Here is a 20,401-nt window from a genome sequence, read left to right on the forward strand (position 1 = left end):
TTTTGTTCACTCCAATTTCGTCTCTTCCATCTCTGGCTTAATAATCTCCCCATTCAATGCATTGACATAAAGGTTTTTCTGTCCTTTGATCGTAATCTTCCAAGTTGGCGCCAGCAGCTGTACAGATGGCGCATTTTGCTGTGAATAATAGCCGAGCTCCACATTTGAGATATAAGTACCCATTTCTAAATAGGCATTCTTATAGAGGGCAAAAATGGCCTCTAACGGCTTTACGAGCATTTCCTTTTCATCGAATTCTTTAATGTCCTGCAGATAGGTTTGATTATAGGATACGATATTATTTTCTTCATTCACTAAAAAGGTCAATTCTCCTTTTAAATTGTGATATAAAGTCTTGCCATTATATTGCTGATAATAGGTAATCGTATTATCCTTCTTCTCCCAGAATACATATTGATCACCATTTAAAATATTATTCTTAATAAAATCAGCCAATTCTTCTTTCTTAAATTCATCACTTAGCTTTATTGGTTTTTCTAATATAGACTGTAGCATAGTAGAATCTTGAACTCTAATACTTTGACCGCTTAGCCTGCTTTTTTCAAGCTCCTCAACATCCTCATCACTGAAAGTCATAGATTTTGCTGTTAAATACTGACCTTTTTCTACATTTGATGGAAACTTGTCTTCATCATACTTAATGCCATCAAGTGCCAATGTTTTTGCGATTGGTGTTTCTGGCTCTTCTGTCTCAAACTGTTCATTATCCTTTTTTAACTGTGTGTACTCATATATCAAATATATATCCAACAGTAAGAAGGCTACAATAAAAATAGTCTTAATTTTACTCCAATCCACTTTTTGTGCCCCCTGTCTTCACTTCCCCTAATTGACGCCATTGCCCATTATATAAGTAAAACCAGCTTGGCTCTAAATAAACATAGCTCGGGTTGGTTATGACCATATCATAGCCTGGCACAATAGCCTCCAGCTTATCAGGATCGAAGTTTTCCGAGGACTTAATTTCCTTTAACACAGAACTTCCTGAATCTAGCTTTTGAGTTGTTGTATCAATTGGTTTTGCTGTTATCGTCAGGTTGCTTGTAATGAATTGCTCTATCTTATTATTTTCCCAGCTAACCTTTATAGAAGAAAGGCCGTTCTTCAAGTTAAAGACTGGGAAGCCTGTTTCATTATAAATACGGAAATTAATCGTACTTTGATCATTATCATTGCCTACATATAAAAAGCTGTTAACCCAGCCTCCATGGCTATTCACAAAGTCAATGCTATTCTCGATGATTTGATTTGGACTAAGCTCATTTACGGTAATCCCAGATGTGCTTTTAAAATTAACCACATGTGTATCCTTTATTACTCTCAAGATACTAGTATCATCTGTATAAACTTCCTGATTTGTCTCAACGCTCTTTTGAGCTAAACTTGAGTTAGTAAAAATAGCATTTTTAAGTCTAGATGAATCAACTGTCTCGCTCTTATATATATATCTATTTATTTCAGTTTCTTCTGTTGGCAAATAGATCAGCTTACTTCCTGCCTGATAGCTGAAATAAGCGTTGTAAGGCGTTTCTTCAGCAGTAATATTTTTCTGGAGGTCTTTAATGTTATTGATATAACTAACAGAAATATTGCTTTTATAAACCTTGTTTTCTTTCTCTGAAATAAAGTAAACCGTTCCTTCATCTTCATTCACAAGATTATAGGATACAAGAATCGTGTCAAAATTAAAAAGATTGCTCTCTTCGATATGAAGAATATCCCTATATAGACTGAAAGGTGTCTGACCTGGGAAACGAATTTCCATACTATCTGTTTCTTGTTTAATAAAAGAAGGTATATCATTTATTTCTTCGGAAATATTCTCAAGACTTCCGTATTCGACCGTTTTTAACACTTCTAGAACTGAATTTATTTCGTCCATTGAAATTGTACCATAAGTTTCACCATCTACATGCTGGAAAATTCTATCGGGTCGAACAATATCAGCTACCTCTTTTTTGCTGCCGATTTTTTCAGGCTCCACAATATTATCAGTTGGAAGCTCTGTTGTGTTACCTTGATCTGTCCAAAGCAAATAATACATGAGCAGACTTAACATCACTAAAATTGTCAGTACTAAACTTTTTATATTTTCATAATTCATACCCAATCATCCTCTTCAGATTGAATATAAGGAAGTGTAAAGGAAATCTTCGTGCCTTTTCCTTCTTTACTTGATGCCCAAATTCTTCCCCCGTGTGCTTCAACCATTTCTTTCGCAATAGCTAAGCCAAGACCAGTTCCACCGAGCCTTCTTGTTCTCGCTTTGTCTACACGGTAAAAACGGTCAAAGATTTTGCTTATATTTTCCTTCGGTATGCCAACACCATTATCTGCTACACTCACAATGATTTGCTGCTCCTGTTCTTTTATAGAAAACGTAATTTTCCCACCTTCAGGAGAATACTTCATTGCATTTGAAATGATATTATCGAGCACTTGTGTTAATTTATCTTCATCAATTTCCACAAATGCTGCGTGTTTTGGCAGCTTCCGTTCAAAGACAACGTTTTGTTCCTTTGTCAATTCGAAACGATCAATGATTCTATTATAAAACACCATAAAATCAACTAGTTCTTTATTCAGCTTGTAATCTCTGCTGTCGAGCTTGGACAGCTGTAACAAATCATTTACAAGGCGAATCATTCGCTCTGTTTCGTTTTGAGTCACTTCCAGAAACTTTGGAGCAAGTCCATCATCCTGCCATGCACCCTCTGCCAATGCTTCCACATAGCTTCGCATCGTCGTTAATGGGGTCCTGAGCTCATGAGAAACATTCGCCACAAACTCTTTTCTTTCCATATCAATTTTCTCTTGTTCCGTAATATCATGAAGTACAGTAATTAAGCCATTTACAAAGCCTGTTTCTTTTTGAATGACAGAAAAATTCGCTCGAAGAATATATGGTTCATAATTTGTACTATAATCCAAAATAACAGATTCCCGTTCCTCAAGCAGTTCATCAAAAGTATATTTATCCTTTAAACCAAGCAACTGAATAATCGGTTCCGATAAGACTGTTTCACGTGAAACATCCAGCATTTTCGCAGCAGGTTCATTGATAAGAATAATTCTCCCTTTTCTGTCTGTGGCGATAACGCCATCAGTCATATAAGAAAGGACAGAGGACAACTTTCTTCTTTCACTTTCTGTAGATGCCTGAGATTCTTGGAGCTTTTTTGTCAAATTATTAAAAGTGATTGCCAGCTGTCCAATTTCATCAAATCCGTACACTTTAACCTTCTGTGAAAAGTTTCCCTTAGAAAGTGCAAAAGCATGTTTCTGCATATCAGAAATTGGTCTTGTAATTGTTCTTGCTAATAAAATCCCCAGTACTGCTGTGACAATTAAAGTGATAGCTGTCCCTTTTTGAAAGATACTGTTTATACTGTCCAGACTGTCATACACTTGCTGAATCTTACCTACAGTATAAATTACCCCAACAGTTTCGCCGCCCTGCTGCCTGATTGGCGTAATTAACACATATTCTTTTTTATTGGATGTAACTCTAATATAGGAAGTCGGTTGCGAAGAATTGGACATAGCCCTTCTAACTTTACTTTGCACCATTTTCTGTCCGACTAAATTTTGTTTTTCAGGATCTGAGGTACCAATAATAATGGAGTTATTATTTATTACCCTTATCTCCTGAATATCTGTTGCATTATTATGCTCGCTTAACAGTCTTCTCACATCTTCTTCAAGAGTTGTATCGGCATTTTCTACTGGCCGCTCTTTTACAAACTGTTCCTCCATATATATAGAAACTATATTTACCTTTTCCTGAATAGAGGTCTTAAAGTTTTCGATTAAAGTGGACTGCAGCTTTTGTACAAAGTATACACCGATAATCTGTATCGATATGAGTATGAGCAATACAATTATTATCATTAGCTTTACATGAATTGATCTAAAAAAACTAACTTTTTTCATTAATATCTATTACTCCTGTTCAGGATTACGCAAGTAATACCCTACCCCTCTTCTCGTTACAATCCAGGTTGGATGGCTTGGGTTATCCTCTATTTTTTCTCTCAATCTTCTCACCGTCACATCCACTGTACGAACATCACCGTAATAATCATAGCCCCAAACCGTTTGGAGCAAATGCTCTCTTGTCATTACTTGACCGATATGTTTTGCCAAATAATGAAGAAGCTCAAACTCACGATGTGTCAGCTCAATCATTTCCCCTCTTTTTGAAACAATATAAGCATCCGGGTGAATAATTAAGGAGCCAACTTCAATCTCATTTGATTCATTCTCTTCCTCTGCAGCAGCAGGAACCTGCTGATGACGTCTCAAGTTAGCTTTAACGCGAGCAATAAGTTCTCTCGTACTAAAAGGCTTCGTTACATAATCATCTGCGCCAAGCTCAAGACCAAGCACTTTGTCGATTTCAGAATCCTTTGCTGTAAGCATAATGATTGGCATCTCATACTTTTTGCGAATTTCACGGCAAACTTCCATTCCATCTCGCTGCGGAAGCATGATATCAAGCAAAACTAAATCGGGCTGCACTTCTTCTACCATTTCCAATGCAGCATTGCCATCATAAGCACAATGTACTTCAAAGCCTTCCTTCTTTAAATTAAATTGCAGAATATCAGCAATCGGTTTTTCATCATCTACTACAAGTATCTTTTTATTCATGCATTTCTATCTCCTTCATTGTTCTATCTATTCAAATTGTTGGTATTTCTACTATAGCTCTACTTTACCATTTTCATTTTATATATTCACTTTTTTTCTATTCTTCTATTCTTCCGCATTTTCATTGCATTTATTTAGACATTTCCTAAAACCTATTTGAAAAACCCTCCTAAATAGAGGGTTAAAAATTTCAATATAAAATGAAACCTTTTAGGACTCTCATCCGTTTAATAACATGTAGTTTCATTTTCCTTTATTTGTGGTTGAGAGGTATTTTTTTCGCTTGCCTCTCGCCTCTTTTTTTGTATTCAAATACCCAATGCTTCCTCTAATTGCAGAATCCGCCTTATATCATTTTATCATAACTCCATTAATTATCTGCAAACGTTGCAAGAATGTAATAGAATTGTATTACTGTTGGAATAAAAAAAACAACCATGCAAAATGCATAGTTGTTTTTAAGGATGGCTCAGGACGGAATCGAACCGCCGACACAAGGATTTTCAGTCCTTTGCTCTACCGACTGAGCTACTGAGCCATATTTATATTTTCTATATAATATATGTAAAATATGCATATTGCATATGAAACAAAAATGGCGGTCCCGACGGGAATCGAACCCGCGATCTCCTGCGTGACAGGCAGGCATGTTAACCGCTACACCACGGGACCAGCTAATCTATATATAAAATGACCCATACGGGATTCGAACCCGTGTTACCGCCGTGAAAGGGCGGTGTCTTAACCGCTTGACCAATGGGCCATATTAAAAAATGGTGAGTCATGCAGGATTCGAACCTGCGACCCTCTGATTAAAAGTCAGATGCTCTACCAACTGAGCTAATGACTCGCTTTTAAAAGTAAACTTGCAGACCGTTTATTTTGCTGCTTTATTCGCTTCATTTGCGACGCTTTTTATATTATCATGCATTTAGTATATATGGCAATACTTTTTTTAAAAAAAATTAAAAAAATATTTAGGAGCCGCTCTTAAAAGCGGCTCCTTCCTACTAAATCAGCTCTTTTAGCTTTGTCTCCATGGGCTATGAACCACATTTGTCTGACTTCTGTCTGGCCCTACTGAGAAAATAGATAATGGAATACCTGTAAGCTGCGCAACTCTTTCTAAGTAGTGTCGTGCATTTGCAGGTAATTCACTTAGTGATTTACAACCTGTAATGTCCTCTGTCCAGCCTGGAAGCTCTTCATAAACTGGTTCACATTGTGACAATACTTTTAGGCTTGCAGGGAACTCTTCCATAACTTCCCCTTTATATTTATATGCAACACAGATTTTCAATGTCTCAATGCCTGTAAGCACATCAATAGAGTTAAGAGAAAGATCTGTAATGCCGCTTACTCTGCGGGCATGGCGTACTACCACACTGTCAAACCAGCCGACACGGCGCGGTCTTCCAGTAGTTGTACCGTACTCACGGCCGACTTCTCTGATTTGGTGGCCAATTTCATTATCAAGCTCTGTAGGGAAAGGACCATCTCCAACCCTAGTAGTGTAAGCTTTAGAAACTCCGACAACGTGCTTAATCTTCGTTGGACCAACACCAGATCCGATTGTAACACCGCCGGCAACTGGATTAGAAGATGTAACGAACGGGTACGTACCTTGGTCAATATCAAGCATTACGCCTTGTGCCCCTTCAAACAACACTCTTCTCCCCTCATCCAATGAATCGTTTAGAACAACAGATGTATCACAAACATACTGTTTAATCAGCTGGCCGTATTCGTAATACTCATCCAGGATATCCTCCATTTTAAAGCCGTCTGTTTCATAGATGCGCTCAAGCAAACGGTTTTTCTCTACCAAGTTACGCTCAAGCTTCTCTTCGAAAATTTCTCTGTCCAAAAGGTCAGCAATTCGAATACCAATTCGAGCAGCTTTGTCCATATAAGCAGGACCAATTCCCTTTTTAGTTGTCCCAATCTTATTAGCGCCTTTGCTTTCCTCTTCCACTTCATCAAGCTTTAAGTGATACGGAAGAATAACATGAGCACGGTTGCTTATTCTCAAGTTATCCGTAGTTACGCCTTTATCATGCAAGTATTTCAATTCTGTAAGTAGCGCTTTTGGATCGACTACCATTCCATTGCCAATAACGCAAATTTTATCGCTATAAAAAATTCCAGACGGAATTAAGTGTAATTTATATGTTTCACCGTTAAATTTAATCGTATGACCTGCATTGTTCCCGCCTTGGTAACGAGCAATGACCTCTGCATTCTCTGACAAGAAGTCAGTAATCTTTCCTTTTCCTTCATCTCCCCATTGTGTTCCAACAACCACGACTGATGACATATTCCCAAAGCACCTCCAAAGGTTACTATAAATTATTTAGATTCATTACCAAACAATCTTATTTTACCAATTTACGCATACAAAAGTCAACAAAACCCGAACATTCAAAACTAGAAAATAAATATATGTTCGTAATCATTCTACTAATATAGGGTTTTTTCAATAGACTTTAATCTTAAAAAATTTGAGTTTAGTTCCTAATTTCGGGCATAAAAAAAGGCAGATTGGCTGTTTAAAGCCAATCTGCCTATATTTAAGCTCCCGGCGGCATTGATGGGTCATCAAACCGCCTTTCCAAGTTAACAAATTTATTATATTCCTTAACGAAGGCGAGCTGGACTGTTCCCGTTGGACCATTCCGCTGCTTTGCTATAATAATTTCAATAATATTTTTACTTTCCGATTCTTTGTCATAATAATCGTCACGATATAAGAAGGCTACTATATCAGCATCCTGCTCAATACTTCCTGATTCCCTTATATCAGACATCATCGGTCTCTTATCCTGTCTCTGCTCCACTCCGCGGGATAGCTGAGACAAAGCAATAACTGGCACTTGCAGTTCACGAGCAAGCTGTTTAAGAGAACGGGAGATTTCCGATACTTCCTGCTGTCTGTTCTCTCCAGAGCGCCCGCTTCCAAGGATGAGTTGCAAGTAATCGATTAGGATCATACCTAAACCATGCTCCTGCTTCAATCTGCGGCATTTAGAGCGAATATCAGTGATTTTTACACCTGGTGTATCATCAATGAATATACCGGCATTAGAGAGGCTTCCCATCGCCATAGTGAGCTTACCCCAATCTTCGTCTGTCAATGACCCTGTACGTAGGCGCTGTGCATCAATATTACCTTCTGCACACAGCATACGCATGACAAGCTGCTCTGCCCCCATCTCAAGACTGAATATCGCTACATTTTCCCCAGTTGTTGTAGCTACGTTTTGAGCGATATTCAAAGCAAATGCCGTCTTACCAACAGAAGGACGGGCACCGACAATGATTAAATCATTTCGCTGAAAACCGGCTGTCATTTTATCGAGCTCAGCAAACCCTGTAGCAATACCTGTTATATCCCCTTGACGGTTATGCATGACCTCAATATTATCATATGTCCGTACTAAAACATCCTTAATATTGTGGAATGCCCCAGCGTTCTTTCTTTGGGCAACCTCAAGAATGTTTTTTTCTGCCTCACTCAGCAATACCTCTACTTCATCTTCCCTCGCATAGCCGTCCTGTGCTATATCAGTGGCTGTCCGTATAAGTCTGCGCAGCAAGGATTTCTCCTCAACAATCTTCGCATAATACTCAATATTCGCTGCTGTAGGTACAGATGCTGCCAACTCACTTAAGTAGCTGACGCCACCAGTATCCTCAAGATTATTGCCTGCTGAAAGCTCTGCTGTAACGGTAATAAGGTCAACCGCTTTTCCTGCATCGTTCAGCTTTAGCATTGCTGTATAAATCTTCTGATGGGCACCTCTGTAAAAATCCTCTGGTATGAGAATTTCTGAAGCCATCGTCAAGCTTTGCGGTTCTAAAAAGATTGCCCCTAGTACAGCTTGTTCTGCTTCGATATTTTGTGGTGGAATTCTATCATGGAGCATTTCACTCATAAAATTTTAAAACCTCCTTATTTTAAGAGGATAATGTCAAATTAGTACATGCCAAAAGAAAAAATGTGATCAGTTTGCCTGTATCACATTTCTCTCAAATCTATTCTATTTTATCATGTTTAAGCTTAAAAAGAACTTCCAATATTAGCTTAATTCTTTTACATGCACATTTAGTGTAGCAGATACCTCTTGATGAAGCTTCACAGGAACCTTCGTTACCCCTAATGAACGAATAGCATCATTTAATTCTATTTTACGCTTATCAATTTTGATTTTATGCTTTTTATTCAACTCATCAGCAATTTGTTTGCTAGTAATTGAACCAAATAGTCTGCCGCCTTCTCCTGATTTTGCCGTTAGCTCAACAGTAATTTGTTCCATTTTTTCTTTTAATACTTTTGCTTCTGCTAACTCATCAGCAGCTTGTTTTTCTTCTTTTTTCTTTTGAGCATTTAATGTGCTGACAGCTGCTGAGTTTGCTTCAACAGCAAGTCCTTGCTTTAATAGGAAGTTATGTGCATAACCGTCTGCTACATTTTTTACTTCGCCTTTTTTCCCTTTACCTTTAACGTCTTTTAAAAAGATTACTTTCATTCCTTTTTTCTCCCTTCAAAATACTCATCGATTGCCAGCTTCAGCCGCGCTTCTGCTTCTGCCATTGTCATGTTAGAAAGCTGTGTCGCAGCATTAGTTAAATGGCCGCCGCCTTTGAGGCTTTCCATTATAATCTGGACATTTATTTCCCCTAATGATCTTGCACTGATACCAATCTGTCCATCTCCTCTTGGCGAGATGACAAATGACGCATAAATGCCGTCCATCGTCAGTAAGGTGTCTGCTGTTTGCGCGATAAGGACATTATCACTATTTTCATTAGATTGAGCTTTAGCAATGGCAACGCCAGGTTTATAAAAAATTACATTTTCAATAATTTTAGCCTTTTTCACATAGTTACTGATATCTTCTTTTAAGAATTTCTGTACTAATACAGTATCAGCTCCCTGCCCCCGCAAGTAGGAAGCAGCATCAAAGGTTCTTGCCCCAGTTCTAAGCGTAAAGCTTTTTGTATCAACAATAATTCCTGCTAATAAAGCAGTTGCTTCAAGCATCTCAATTTTAGCTGTCTTTGGCTGATATTCCAGTAGCTCTGTGACAAGCTCAGCTGTTGATGATGCATATGGCTCCATATAAACGAGCAGTGGATTATCAATGAACTCTTCTGCTCGCCTGTGATGGTCAATGACGACAACATCTTCAATCTTATGAATAAGCTTTTCCTCAATAACCAATGATGGTTTATGGGTATCTACGACAACGAGCAAACTTTCCTCTGTATCCATTTCCAGCGCTTGTTCTGGAGTGATGAAACGATCAAACAATGTTTCATGTTTTTTTATTTCTTCGAGCAGTCTTCTTACACCTAAATCAATTTCATTAGGATTTAAAATAATATAAGCTTCCTTTTTGTTCATCTGAGCTATCTTATGAATACCAATGGAAGCACCAATTGCATCCATATCAGGATGCTTATGACCCATGATGAAGACTTTATCACTTGCCGTTATCAATTCTTTTAAGGCATGGGATATGACTCTCGCTCTTACTCTTGTTCTCTTTTCAACAGGGTTTGTTTTTCCGCCATAGAATTTCACTTTTCCATTTGGCTGTTTGATAGCAACCTGATCTCCACCACGACCTAGTGCCAAATCTAGACTTGACTGCGCAATCGTTCCTAACTCAGGGAGTGAGGAAACTCCCGAACCAACGCCAATACTTAACGTTAGCTGAACATTTTGTTTAGAGGTTAACTCTCTCACTTCATCTAAGATTGTGAATTTATCTTTTTCAAGATGCTGCAGAATGTTTTCATTGAATACTGCAAAGAAGCGATCGGAAGATACCCGTTTCAATAAGACGCCATTGTCTGTTGCCCATTTGTTGAGAATAGAGGTAACACTGTTATTCAAACTGCTGCGAGTCTGATCGTCCATACCTTGTGTTAGATCATCATAATTGTCTAAAAAGATGATTGCAATTGCAGTTCTTTCATCCTCATACAACTTTTCAATTTCCGTTTGTTCTGTTACATCAAAAAAGTATAGGAGGCGCTCCTCTTTTTTATGGATAACACGAAACTTACGATTATGAAGCGTAATAATTTCTGTTTCGACCTCTTGCTTAATCAGAGGGATAACGGAAGGAGACACATCATATAATGATCTTCCGACTAAGCTGTCTTCTGTAAAACAGTAAGCTAAATATGGATTTGTCCACTCAATAAAGTACTCATCATTAATGAGCATAATCCCAATCGGCATTTCCATTAATGCTTCTTCTCCGACCTTTTTCACACGGTAGGAAAGGGTCGTAATATATTCTTCTGTTTCCTTTCTTTGTCGCAAATTCATCTGAATGATGAAATAAAAAGGGATAACAGAAAGGAGTAACCCCACCAAGGCAAAAAGCCAATTATAATAGGAGATGATACCAAGGAGGATCAGAGTAATGCCAATTAGACAAACTAATGGATAGCGAATTGATCCCTTTTCCAAAAAAGCAGGCAAAATTTATTCAACTCCTAATATAGTTAATTTAATATGTATACGGTTGTTTGTTCTTATTATTTACCGTATTTCGATATTTACGAAACAAGAGAATGTACTTTGCATCTTTTAGTATTTCCACTAACCCTTATATTCATAAACACGATTTTGCAGCCAATACATATAAAGAATATAGAGATACCCTCTATATCATTTTACTATTTTATAGAAGCTCATTCAAACATATAATTTGTATAGACTGTATTATATAAGGTATAAAAAAACACATTAGGATTTAACCCTAATGTGTTTTTTTATTATTCACCAGTTACGTATGGAAGTAAAGCCATAGTACGTGAACGTTTGATTGCAATAGTCAACTTACGTTGATATTTTGCACTTGTACCAGTTACACGACGAGGTAAGATTTTACCGCGCTCAGAGATGAATTTTTTAAGAAGATCTACATCTTTATAATCGATATGCGTAATGCCGTTAGCTGTAAAGTAGCATACTTTACGGCGTTTAGCACGTCCGCCTCTGCGTCCGCCCATTGCCATGTCAATTTCCCTCCTTTATAACTTATTTCCGATTATTAGAACGGTAAGTCATCATCTGAAATATCGATTTGACCGCTATTTGCAAATGGATCCTCGTCCATTCTCGTATAATCGTTATTTCTATTTTGGTTTTGAGGTCGCTGATTCTGATAATTATTAGAGCCTCCAAAAGGATTATCTTGTTCCCTTGGCGCACCATAATTCATGTTGTCATTTCTATTTCCAGAGCTGCTGTTTCTAGGTTCAAGAAATTGAACACTTTCCGCCTGCACTTCTGTTACATAGACACGTTTCCCATCTTGTCCCTCATAACTGCGCGTTTGAAGTCTGCCGTCAACGCCAGCTAAGCTTCCTTTCTTCAAGAAATTAGCTACGTTCTCTGCAGGTTTCCTCCAGACTACACAATTGATAAAGTCTGCTTCTCTTTCACCTTGTTGGTTCGTAAAAGTACGGTTGACCGCAAGAGTGAAAGTTGCAACAGCAGCTCCACTTGGTGTGTATCGCAGTTCAGGATCCTTCGTCAATCGGCCAACAAGAACAACACGGTTCATCATCAGTTTCAACTCCCTTCATCATGTTTCACGTGGAACATGAATTCATTCTATTTATTATTTAGCTTCTTCTTTAATAACAATATGACGGATAATATCCTCGCTAATTTTAGCTAGACGAGTGAACTCCTCAACTGCTACTGGTGCAGCGTTAACTTTCACTAGTTGGTAGTAGCCATCACGGAAATCATTGATTTCGTATGCAAGACGACGTTTACCCCACTCTTTCGCTTCAGTAACTTCCGCTCCATTATCAGCAAGAATACCGTTAAAACGCTCAACTAGAGCTTTTTTAGCTTCATCTTCAATATTTGGACGGATGATGTACATAATTTCGTACTTTTTCATCACTTTCACCTCCTTTTGGTCTAAACGGCCCGATTGGGCAAGGAGCAATATATACATTACTCACAAGATGAAATTATAGCATATTGAAAAACAATTTGCAATGAATACTAAAAAGAATTGCCACAGTTAATGTTTTAAGCAATACCTTACGCATATATTCTTTGATCTTCTCTGCTATTCATTATCACTTCTTCATATTCGCCAATCAAACCGTCAAGTATACTCTCCCAAGATTGGCTTAACGCATATTTCCTGGCTGCTGTACCAAACATATTTCTCATCATTGTTTGATTTAATAATTCAATGATAGCAGCAGTGAAATGTTCTGTGCTTTTTGCTGGGCAAATTCTTCCCGTTACACCATCCTCCACCATTTCCTTAACACCGCCTGAATTGGAGACGATAGCAGGTGTTCCTGAAGCTAAGGATTCCAGTACGACATTTCCAAATGTTTCAGTTGTGGAAGGAAATACAAATAAATCTGCACTTGCATACACCTGTGATAATTCCGCACCTTTTAAATAACCGGTTAAAGTCATATTTTTTCTTTCTGCAGCTTTGCGCTTCCATTCAGGCAAGCATGGTCCGTCTCCTGCCAGCAGCCAATGAACTCTATTATTCCAGCTTTCAGGGAGGGAATCCATTATCGCTGAAAGGGTGGCTAAATCTTTCTCTGGAGCAAATCTGCCAACATACAAAAGAATATATTCTTCTTGTATATTGTATTTTTCTCTAATGGGTTGGTTTACTGCAATAGGATGGAATTGAGAGCAATCTACCCCTCTTCCCCATATTGACAAGGAATGGAAGCCAAGCTCAGCCAGCTTTGATTTAGTCTCTTTTGAAGGTACAAAGGTTCTTTCTGTGGACTCATGAAACCATTTTAAGTACTTATGAAGAACAGGCAGCAGCCATGATGCTCGATAATACTCCAAATATTGGTCAAAATGAGTATGGTAGGAGGAAACAACTGGTATGTGAAGTTTTTTAGCACAAAACAGGCCGTAGAGCCCCATCATATACGGTGTTGCAATATGTATGATATCTGGGTTAAATTCTTGAACTTTAGCCTTAATCCGTTTAGGGTTTGCTAATGCGGTCCTACATTCAGGATATAAAAAAACAGGAATGCTAAAAAATTGATTAATATTTGGGTATGCTGGAGTATCCTCCACTTCCGGTGCAAAAATCTGATATTGAATCTGCCTTTTTTCCAGATGATCTGTTAACCTCTTTAAAGAGTTGGCTACTCCATTCACTTGCGGAAAATAGGTGTCTGTAAAAATTGCAATTTTCACTTGTGAATCCCCCTTTGGAACATGTATTATGATCCCTCTAAAGAAATGATAGCACCGGTTTGAAAGGGGCATGTAAAGGCACTGTAAAAGTATTTTCTTTATCACACTGTCGAAATAAGCTTATTATTCATAAGCTATTTTTCTGGACTTTTCCTACTTGCTAAACTCTTTTCCAAGTGCTTGTGTCGAATAAGCTAAAGAAAATGTAAAAAACCGCCCTTACTTGTATAAGGGCGGTTTTTCTCTCATATATATACAGCTATTAAACATTAAAGCGGAAGTGAATAATATCTCCGTCTTTAACTACGTAATCTTTTCCTTCTAGACGAACTTTACCTGCCTCTTTTGCCGCAACCATATTTCCACTTACCATTAAATCTTCATAAGAAACAGTCTCTGCTCTAATAAAGCCTCTTTCAAAGTCAGAATGGATGATACCAGCACATTGCGGAGCTTTCATTCCTTGAACAAATGTCCAAGCACGAACTTCTTGCACTCCAGCTGTAAAGTATGTTGCTAGACCAAGCAAGTGGTAAGCAGCTCTAATTAGCTGATCAAGACCAGATTCTTCAATGCCAAGCTCTTCAAGGAACATTGCTTTTTCTTCCCCTTCAAGCTCTGCAATTTCTTCTTCAATTTTTGCACAGATTACGATTACTTCTGCATTCTCATTAGAAGCAAATTCTCTAACTTTCTGCACATATTCATTATTATCTGTATCGCCAACCTCATCTTCGCCGACATTCGCCACATAAAGAACTGGCTTGATTGTCAGCAAGTGAAGATTCTTCGCTAATTTAGCCTGCTCTTCCGTAAATTCAACAGCTCTTGCTGGCTTTTCTTCTTCAAATGCTGCTTTTAGAATTTCAAGAACTTCCAATTCTGCCACTGCATCTTTATCTTTTTGTTTAGCCATTTTCCCTACACGGGCAATTCTTTTTTCAACAGATTCTAAATCTGCAAGAATCAATTCTAGATTAATTGTTTCAATATCGGAAATTGGATCTACTTTTCCAGAAACATGAGTAATATTGTCATCAGCAAAGCAGCGCACCACTTGGCAAATAGCATCTACTTCACGAATATGAGAAAGAAACTTATTTCCTAAGCCTTCTCCTTTACTCGCACCTTTTACAATTCCAGCAATATCTGTAAATTCAAAAGTTGTCGGTACAGTTTTTTTCGGCTGAACAAGCTCAGTCAACTTATTTAACCTTGGATCTGGTACCTCTACGATTCCAACATTCGGATCGATTGTACAGAATGGATAGTTTGCAGATTCTGCACCCGCCTGTGTTATTGCATTAAACAATGTAGATTTACCGACGTTCGGCAATCCAACTATTCCAGCAGTTAACGCCATAATGTCACTCCCTTATAATAAACCTGCTTTTTATTGAGCAGAAATTAATTTCATTTGTACTATTAAACCTTTACCAATTATAGATTTAACCTTCAAAAAAGACAAGTAGCCATGCTTGTTCGCAAGGTAAAAATACCTTATTTTCATAAAAAAAAGCATGAATCACTCTTCATGCTTTACTAACATTTTTTTCATTTTTCTCGCAAACTCTCGCCTTGGAATAAGGACGCTATGTTCACAGCCTTCACACTTAATGCGAATATCCATTCCCATCCTAATAATTTTCCAACGATTTGTGCCACAAGGATGTGCTTTTTTCATTTCAACAATATCATTGATAGCAAACTCTTTCTGTTCCATATTCCCTCCTGTTTTATTCCGGTTTAGAGTACATCATTAATTTCGGATATGGGCTCTCTATTCCATTCTCATCAAGGACATTTTTAATTTCCTTCCTTAACGCACGGGCAACTGTATAATGCTGCATTGGCAATGTCTCAGCAACAACTCTTATAACTACCTCTGCTGCCATAATGTTTTCAACACCTAAAAGCTCCGGGACACCGACAATTTGTTCATATTTTTCCGGAAATGTTTCAATAAGATCTTTAATAACACTTTCAGCCCTATCTATATCGCCCTTGTACGCTATGCTGACATCAACAACTGCTTTACTGTTGTTTAATGAGAAGTTTGTTACTTCCATTATACTTCCATTCGGTATAATATTCACTTCGCCAGTATAACTTTTTACTTTCGTTGTTCTTAACCCAATTTCCTCCACAACACCTTGAAATTGGCCGATCTGCACAACATCTCCTACAGAAAACTGGTCTTCAAAAATAATGAAAAATCCAGTAATAATATCCTTCACTAAACTTTGCGCACCAAAACCGACGGCTAAGCCAACAATTCCCGCTCCGGCAAGCAATCCCTTCACGTCAATATTCAATGTACCTAAAATCATCATAAAGGCAATAAAATAGATAACGTAGGTAAGGGTATTTTCCAATAGTTTAACTAGTGTAGCTTCTCTTCTTTCCGATATTCTGAGTGCAGAATGTGTTCTAACCTTAAATATGTTCCGCACAGCAATCTTAGCAACCCTTGTAACAACAACACTTATTAAAATGATAATAATAATTTTTAAAGATCCCTGGCCTAAATTTATCCATATATTCTCATCTGTAATAACATCTACACTATCGTTCACTTTTTCTTCTAAATTATCCATAACACACCCCTGCTGCCTCTTTTCTCCCTATTCAAAAGCCAGATTGTTATTCCTGGCTATTTAGTTTATTTTAACAGGTTCTAATTTTAGTTTGAAGTAATAACCTACCTGTTATTTTCTAGGTATATTATCATAGATCGACTTGTATGACCCCTATCTTTCTCCCTCTTTATCAATGGAATTGGCATGAAGATGTATAGAAATTAATATATATTCCTATAATGGTATTACTTTTACTTTGAAATAACATATTAAATTGAACAGCTTGCTTATTTATAGTTTCCTAGTGCAAAGGAGTAGATTTGATGAGCATCTATACCAATATATTTGATAAAAGTGAACTTCCGATAAGAATCGCCCATAATGAGCAGTTAGCATCCTATAAACTGGCAGACTCTTTGTATAAACAGTTGCCACCAGCTTCCTCTGCACAGCCAATTGTGTTTGTATGTATTGGCACAGATCGCTCTACAGGTGATTCACTCGGACCACTTATTGGAACATTATTAGCAGAAAAAAAACTAGGTTCCTTTTTTGTTTATGGCACTTTAAATGAACCTATCCATGCGCTGAACTTAGAAGAAAAGATGATGGAGATTCACGAAAAGCATAAAGATCCTTTTATCATTGGGATAGATGCTTGTTTAGGCAGGATGAAAAGTGTTGGTGTCATACATCTAGGGGATGGCCCCGTCAAACCTGGAAGTGGAGTTAAAAAGGAATTGCCGCCAGTAGGTAATATTCATATCACTGGAATTGTTAACATAAGCGGCTTTATGGAGTTTCTTGTACTACAAAATACAAGACTCAGTCTTGTGCTTGAAATGGCTAAAACGATTTCAAAAGGTATTTATCAAAGCAGTCTTCGTTATCGCTATGCTGAAGGACAGGAAGAATACTCTCTTCAAGAACGGCCCATTTAACAAAAAGAAGAAACCATATTTTGGTTTCTTCTTTTTAAATATCCTCATTACGATCGAGAAGCTGTAAAATTCTATCTAAATCATCTTCAGAAAAGAACTCAATCTCAATTTTACCTTTGTTTTTCGTTTGTTTGATATTCACTGTAGTACCGAATCTTTCTCTTAGGAAAGTTTCTTGTTCCTTTATAAAGACATTCTTTGTTTCTTTCTTTTCTTTCGGTGTTTCACGTGAAACATCTTCGTTCATTTGTTGAATTAAATACTCCAACTGTCTAACGTTCAAACCATCCTTGACTGTCTTTTCAACAAGCAGTGGCAGCTTATCTTTATTTTTTAATCCTAATAATGCCCTTCCGTGTCCCATTGAAATGGTTCCATCTGTAATCATCTCTTGAATAGCCGGCGGAAGTGATAGGAGTCTGACATGATTGGCAATATGAGGTCGGCTTTTGCCAAGGCGTTTAGCCAACTCTTCCTGTGTGAAATTTAATTTTTTCATAAGCAGCTGATAGGCATGTCCTTCTTCTATCGGAGACAAATCTTCACGCTGCAGGTTTTCCAGTACAGCAAGTTCCATCATTTGCTGTTCAGACAGTTCTCGAATTACTGCGGGAACCACTTCTAAATTAGCTTCTTTTGCCGCACGAAAGCGCCGTTCCCCAACAACAATTTCAAACCCTTTAATACTTTTACGTACAATGATTGGCTGAAGTATCCCATGTTCCAAGATTGATGCTTTAAGTTCCTCAATTGCCTCTTTCTCGAAAACTTTTCTTGGCTGATAAGGGTTTGGTCGCAATTCTTTTATATTTAATTCCTTAATTACTTCTTCTTTTTCTACTTCCATGCTCGGAAAAAAAGCGTCAAGACCTTTCCCTAATCCCTTAGCCACTCGTAACCACTTCCTTTGCCAACTCTAAATATACTTCTGCTCCACGGGACTTTGGATCATAAATGATAATTGGTTCCCCATGGCTTGGCGCTTCGCTTAGTCTTACATTACGTGGAATAATTGTTTTAAACACTTTATCCTGGAAGTATTTTTTTACTTCTTCTATTACTTGTATCCCTAAATTCGTACGGGCATCAAGCATTGTCAATAAGACACCTTCAATAGCAAGCTCATGATTTAAGTGCTTTTGCACCAATCTTACTGTATTCAGAAGCTGGCTCAGTCCTTCAAGTGCATAATATTCACATTGTACTGGAATTAAGACAGCATCAGATGCAGTTAGTGCATTTATTGTTAATAAGCCTAAAGATGGCGGACAATCGATCAAAATATAATCATATCTGTCCTTAACTTCTTCCAATGCTCTTTTTAAGCGGACTTCCCTGGAGATTGTGGAAACAAGCTCTATTTCTGCCCCAGCTAATTGAATTGTTGCTGGAATTACATCAAGGTTCTCTACATTTGTTGCTTTGATGACTTGGCTTGCTTCAATGTCATCTACTAACACATCATAAATGCAATGATCTACATCTGCCTTTTCAATACCAACGCCACTTGTGGCATTTCCCTGTGGATCTGTATCAACTAAAAGTACTCTTTTTCCGATGTAAGCTAAACAAGAGCCAAGATTGACCGAGGTTGTTGTTTTTCCAACTCCCCCTTTTTGATTAGCTACCGTAATTACTCTCCCCATGATGTCACCTACCTTTATTACGATAAATTACCTTCAATTATTCAGCAGAAGGTGCTGTAAATGTTATTTTATTTATTTAAATCAGACATGAAAAAGTTATTTTATTGGTAATCAGGTGTTAAATACACCGTTTTCCCGTGATTATGACTGTTTTTATTCCTAAAAGGAACAAATGTAGCACAATCATCTATTATTTTATCATGAAAACTTCTAAATATCGTCATTTTTTAATAGACTTTATAATATATAGAGGCATTGCTCTATTTTTTACTTCTATATATGCTACTGAAAGCCCATTTTTTCTAAGAATTTAGTAGCATTTATTTTTTTGCAGAAAAAAAGTGAGAAATTGAAACCAAAATGGCTAATGTTCTCACAGTGAATGATTTATATTCATTTTATAATAGCTATTTCTTTTTTGGAATTTTTATGGTGAATTGATAAAAATCCTCAAACTCTTCTTCTTCAGCATTTAAATTAATACCGCTGTCAGACACCATTGTAAGGGATTGTCGAATTGTATTGACTGCAATACGCATATCTTTGCTGAAAGCCTTTCTTTTTGGCTTAGGCTTTTGTTCTGCCTGTTCCAGCATTTTAGCGACGCGCTCTTCTGTCTGTTTTACATTTAAGTTCTTCTCTAGTATTTCTTGAAGGAGCTTAAGCTGCTTTTCTGTTTCTTTCAATGGAATCAGAGATCTGGCATGACGCTCTGATATTTGCTTATTGAGAAGTGCCTCCTGTATTTCCTCAGGAAGTTTTAACAGTCTCAGCTTGTTAGCTACCGTTGACTGTCCTTTTCCTAACCGCTGGGCAAGTGCCTCTTGTGTCAGGTTATGGAGTTCGAGTAATTTGCCGTAGGCTACAGCCTCTTCTATCGGTGACAGTTCTTCCCTTTGAAGGTTCTCTATCAAGGCTACAGAAGCAGTTTCTGTATCGCTCATATTCTTAATGATAGCAGGAGCTTCTTCCCACCCTAGCTTTTTCATTGCCCGCCAGCGTCTTTCACCTGCAATTATCTCATATTTACCTCTATCATATTCCCGTACAACAATTGGCTGTATAATGCCATGTGTATGAATGGTTCTTGATAATTCTTCTATTTTTTCATCATCAAATACAGTTCTTGGTTGAAAACGGTTTGGAACAATCTGGCTTATTGGCAATCTATTAATCTCTTCATTATTTACCATTTTTTCAAGCTCCTCATTAGCGTCTACCGTCTCGAATTGACTTTCTTCTTCTGTATTATTCCCTTTTTCGCCTAAGCCAAAAAAGCGTGAGAAAGAAGGCTTCAAAACCTGCACCACCTTTACGAAACTCCCT

At 37.6% G+C, this 20,401-nt stretch carries 19 protein-coding genes and 4 tRNA genes; 1 reads left to right on the top strand and 22 read right to left on the bottom strand.

Annotated elements, in window-relative coordinates:
* Positions 1 to 6: 6 nt before the first annotated feature.
* The 19 genes from MKX82_RS19890 to MKX82_RS19980 all read right to left on the bottom strand — a co-directional run bounded on the left by MKX82_RS19890 (position 7) and on the right by MKX82_RS19980 (position 16,506).
* Complete coding sequence (locus tag MKX82_RS19890) at positions 7 to 819, bottom strand: two-component system regulatory protein YycI (protein ID WP_237942180.1); 813 nt, start codon at positions 817 to 819, stop codon at positions 7 to 9.
* Positions 806 to 2,125, bottom strand: a complete 1,320-nt coding sequence (locus MKX82_RS19895; RefSeq protein WP_233319059.1) for a YycH family regulatory protein — start codon at positions 2,123 to 2,125, stop codon at positions 806 to 808. The genes MKX82_RS19890 and MKX82_RS19895 overlap by 14 nt, the downstream gene beginning before the upstream one ends.
* A complete protein-coding gene (gene walK, locus MKX82_RS19900) occupies positions 2,122 to 3,954 on the bottom strand; it encodes a cell wall metabolism sensor histidine kinase WalK (protein WP_233319061.1) in 1,833 nt (610 codons plus the stop codon). Before walK ends, MKX82_RS19895 begins: the two co-directional genes overlap by 4 nt.
* A 9-nt stretch (positions 3,955 to 3,963) precedes the next feature.
* Positions 3,964 to 4,674, bottom strand: coding sequence for a response regulator YycF (gene yycF / locus MKX82_RS19905; protein ID WP_233319063.1), 711 nt, complete (start codon positions 4,672 to 4,674; stop codon positions 3,964 to 3,966).
* 465 nt (positions 4,675 to 5,139) lie between these two features.
* A tRNA-Phe gene (locus MKX82_RS19910) sits at positions 5,140 to 5,212 on the bottom strand.
* 58 nt (positions 5,213 to 5,270) lie between these two features.
* Positions 5,271 to 5,346, bottom strand: a tRNA-Asp gene (locus tag MKX82_RS19915).
* A gap of 19 nt (positions 5,347 to 5,365) precedes the next feature.
* Positions 5,366 to 5,437: transfer RNA gene (locus MKX82_RS19920), tRNA-Glu, on the bottom strand.
* An 11-nt stretch (positions 5,438 to 5,448) separates the two neighbouring features.
* Positions 5,449 to 5,524 (bottom strand) — tRNA-Lys (locus MKX82_RS19925).
* Between the two features lie 174 nt (positions 5,525 to 5,698).
* Positions 5,699 to 6,991, bottom strand: a complete 1,293-nt coding sequence (locus tag MKX82_RS19930; RefSeq protein WP_233319064.1) for an adenylosuccinate synthase — start codon at positions 6,989 to 6,991, stop codon at positions 5,699 to 5,701.
* A gap of 253 nt (positions 6,992 to 7,244) precedes the next feature.
* Positions 7,245 to 8,609: a replicative DNA helicase gene (dnaB, locus tag MKX82_RS19935; protein ID WP_233319065.1), complete on the bottom strand. Its 1,365-nt coding sequence runs from the start codon at positions 8,607 to 8,609 to the stop codon at positions 7,245 to 7,247.
* Positions 8,610 to 8,753: 144 nt separating this feature from the next.
* Positions 8,754 to 9,203: a 50S ribosomal protein L9 gene (rplI, locus tag MKX82_RS19940; protein ID WP_233319066.1), complete on the bottom strand. Its 450-nt coding sequence runs from the start codon at positions 9,201 to 9,203 to the stop codon at positions 8,754 to 8,756.
* Positions 9,200 to 11,173 carry a DHH family phosphoesterase gene (locus MKX82_RS19945; protein ID WP_233319067.1) on the bottom strand — a complete coding sequence of 658 codons (1,974 nt, stop codon included), beginning with the start codon at positions 11,171 to 11,173 and terminating at the stop codon, positions 9,200 to 9,202. Before MKX82_RS19945 ends, rplI begins: the two co-directional genes overlap by 4 nt.
* Before the next feature lie 296 nt (positions 11,174 to 11,469).
* Positions 11,470 to 11,706 (bottom strand): 30S ribosomal protein S18, encoded by a 237-nt coding sequence (rpsR, locus tag MKX82_RS19950; protein WP_233319107.1) that lies wholly within the window; start codon positions 11,704 to 11,706, stop codon positions 11,470 to 11,472.
* Positions 11,707 to 11,747: 41 nt separating this feature from the next.
* A complete protein-coding gene (gene ssb / locus MKX82_RS19955; protein WP_233319068.1) occupies positions 11,748 to 12,266 on the bottom strand; it encodes a single-stranded DNA-binding protein in 519 nt (172 codons plus the stop codon).
* Positions 12,267 to 12,320: 54 nt separating this feature from the next.
* Entirely contained in the window at positions 12,321 to 12,611 is a 291-nt protein-coding gene (gene rpsF, locus MKX82_RS19960) for a 30S ribosomal protein S6 (protein WP_233319109.1), read from the bottom strand.
* A 146-nt stretch (positions 12,612 to 12,757) separates the two neighbouring features.
* The gene (locus MKX82_RS19965) at positions 12,758 to 13,909 is read right to left on the bottom strand and encodes a glycosyltransferase family 4 protein (protein WP_237942188.1); all 1,152 of its coding nucleotides are present in this window, start codon (positions 13,907 to 13,909) and stop codon (positions 12,758 to 12,760) included.
* A 262-nt stretch (positions 13,910 to 14,171) separates the two neighbouring features.
* Positions 14,172 to 15,272: a redox-regulated ATPase YchF gene (gene ychF / locus MKX82_RS19970; RefSeq protein ID WP_233319072.1), complete on the bottom strand. Its 1,101-nt coding sequence runs from the start codon at positions 15,270 to 15,272 to the stop codon at positions 14,172 to 14,174.
* A gap of 162 nt (positions 15,273 to 15,434) precedes the next feature.
* Positions 15,435 to 15,632 carry a DUF951 domain-containing protein gene (locus tag MKX82_RS19975; RefSeq protein WP_233319074.1) on the bottom strand — a complete coding sequence of 66 codons (198 nt, stop codon included), beginning with the start codon at positions 15,630 to 15,632 and terminating at the stop codon, positions 15,435 to 15,437.
* 13 nt (positions 15,633 to 15,645) lie between these two features.
* Positions 15,646 to 16,506, bottom strand: coding sequence for a mechanosensitive ion channel family protein (locus MKX82_RS19980; RefSeq protein ID WP_233319076.1), 861 nt, complete (start codon positions 16,504 to 16,506; stop codon positions 15,646 to 15,648).
* A gap of 305 nt (positions 16,507 to 16,811) precedes the next feature.
* On the opposite strand from MKX82_RS19980, the gene yyaC reads away from it, so the two are divergent.
* A complete protein-coding gene (yyaC, locus tag MKX82_RS19985; RefSeq protein WP_233319077.1) occupies positions 16,812 to 17,429 on the top strand; it encodes a spore protease YyaC in 618 nt (205 codons plus the stop codon).
* A gap of 34 nt (positions 17,430 to 17,463) precedes the next feature.
* Here the strand turns inward: yyaC and MKX82_RS19990 are convergent, their stop codons facing one another.
* From MKX82_RS19990 to noc, 3 genes are all read right to left on the bottom strand, one after another.
* Positions 17,464 to 18,321: a ParB/RepB/Spo0J family partition protein gene (locus MKX82_RS19990; protein ID WP_233319079.1), complete on the bottom strand. Its 858-nt coding sequence runs from the start codon at positions 18,319 to 18,321 to the stop codon at positions 17,464 to 17,466.
* Positions 18,314 to 19,075: a ParA family protein gene (locus tag MKX82_RS19995; RefSeq protein WP_233319081.1), complete on the bottom strand. Its 762-nt coding sequence runs from the start codon at positions 19,073 to 19,075 to the stop codon at positions 18,314 to 18,316. The genes MKX82_RS19990 and MKX82_RS19995 overlap by 8 nt, the downstream gene beginning before the upstream one ends.
* 407 nt (positions 19,076 to 19,482) lie before the next feature.
* Positions 19,483 to 20,373 carry a nucleoid occlusion protein gene (noc, locus tag MKX82_RS20000; protein ID WP_233319083.1) on the bottom strand — a complete coding sequence of 297 codons (891 nt, stop codon included), beginning with the start codon at positions 20,371 to 20,373 and terminating at the stop codon, positions 19,483 to 19,485.
* Positions 20,374 to 20,401 lie beyond the last annotated feature (28 nt).

It is taken from the genome of Niallia sp. FSL R7-0271, assembly GCF_038005785.1.
Lineage (GTDB): Bacteria > Bacillota > Bacilli > Bacillales > Cytobacillaceae > Niallia.

Excerpts from the sequence above, each read along its gene's own strand:
- MKX82_RS19895 (WP_233319059.1), bottom strand. The coding sequence starts at position 2,125 with ATGAATTATGAAAATATAAAAAGTTTAGTACTGACAATTTTAGTGATG.
- walK (WP_233319061.1), bottom strand. The coding sequence starts at position 3,954 with ATGAAAAAAGTTAGTTTTTTTAGATCAATTCATGTAAAGCTAATGATA.
- yycF (WP_233319063.1), bottom strand. The coding sequence starts at position 4,674 with ATGAATAAAAAGATACTTGTAGTAGATGATGAAAAACCGATTGCTGAT.
- MKX82_RS19930 (WP_233319064.1), bottom strand. The coding sequence starts at position 6,991 with ATGTCATCAGTCGTGGTTGTTGGAACACAATGGGGAGATGAAGGAAAA.
- dnaB (WP_233319065.1), bottom strand. The coding sequence starts at position 8,609 with ATGAGTGAAATGCTCCATGATAGAATTCCACCACAAAATATCGAAGCA.
- rplI (WP_233319066.1), bottom strand. The coding sequence starts at position 9,203 with ATGAAAGTAATCTTTTTAAAAGACGTTAAAGGTAAAGGGAAAAAAGGC.
- rpsR (WP_233319107.1), bottom strand. The coding sequence starts at position 11,706 with ATGGGCGGACGCAGAGGCGGACGTGCTAAACGCCGTAAAGTATGCTAC.
- ssb (WP_233319068.1), bottom strand. The coding sequence starts at position 12,266 with ATGATGAACCGTGTTGTTCTTGTTGGCCGATTGACGAAGGATCCTGAA.
- rpsF (WP_233319109.1), bottom strand. The coding sequence starts at position 12,611 with ATGAAAAAGTACGAAATTATGTACATCATCCGTCCAAATATTGAAGAT.
- ychF (WP_233319072.1), bottom strand. The coding sequence starts at position 15,272 with ATGGCGTTAACTGCTGGAATAGTTGGATTGCCGAACGTCGGTAAATCT.
- MKX82_RS19975 (WP_233319074.1), bottom strand. The coding sequence starts at position 15,632 with ATGGAACAGAAAGAGTTTGCTATCAATGATATTGTTGAAATGAAAAAA.
- MKX82_RS19980 (WP_233319076.1), bottom strand. The coding sequence starts at position 16,506 with ATGGATAATTTAGAAGAAAAAGTGAACGATAGTGTAGATGTTATTACA.
- yyaC (WP_233319077.1), top strand. The coding sequence starts at position 16,812 with ATGAGCATCTATACCAATATATTTGATAAAAGTGAACTTCCGATAAGA.
- MKX82_RS19995 (WP_233319081.1), bottom strand. The coding sequence starts at position 19,075 with ATGGGGAGAGTAATTACGGTAGCTAATCAAAAAGGGGGAGTTGGAAAA.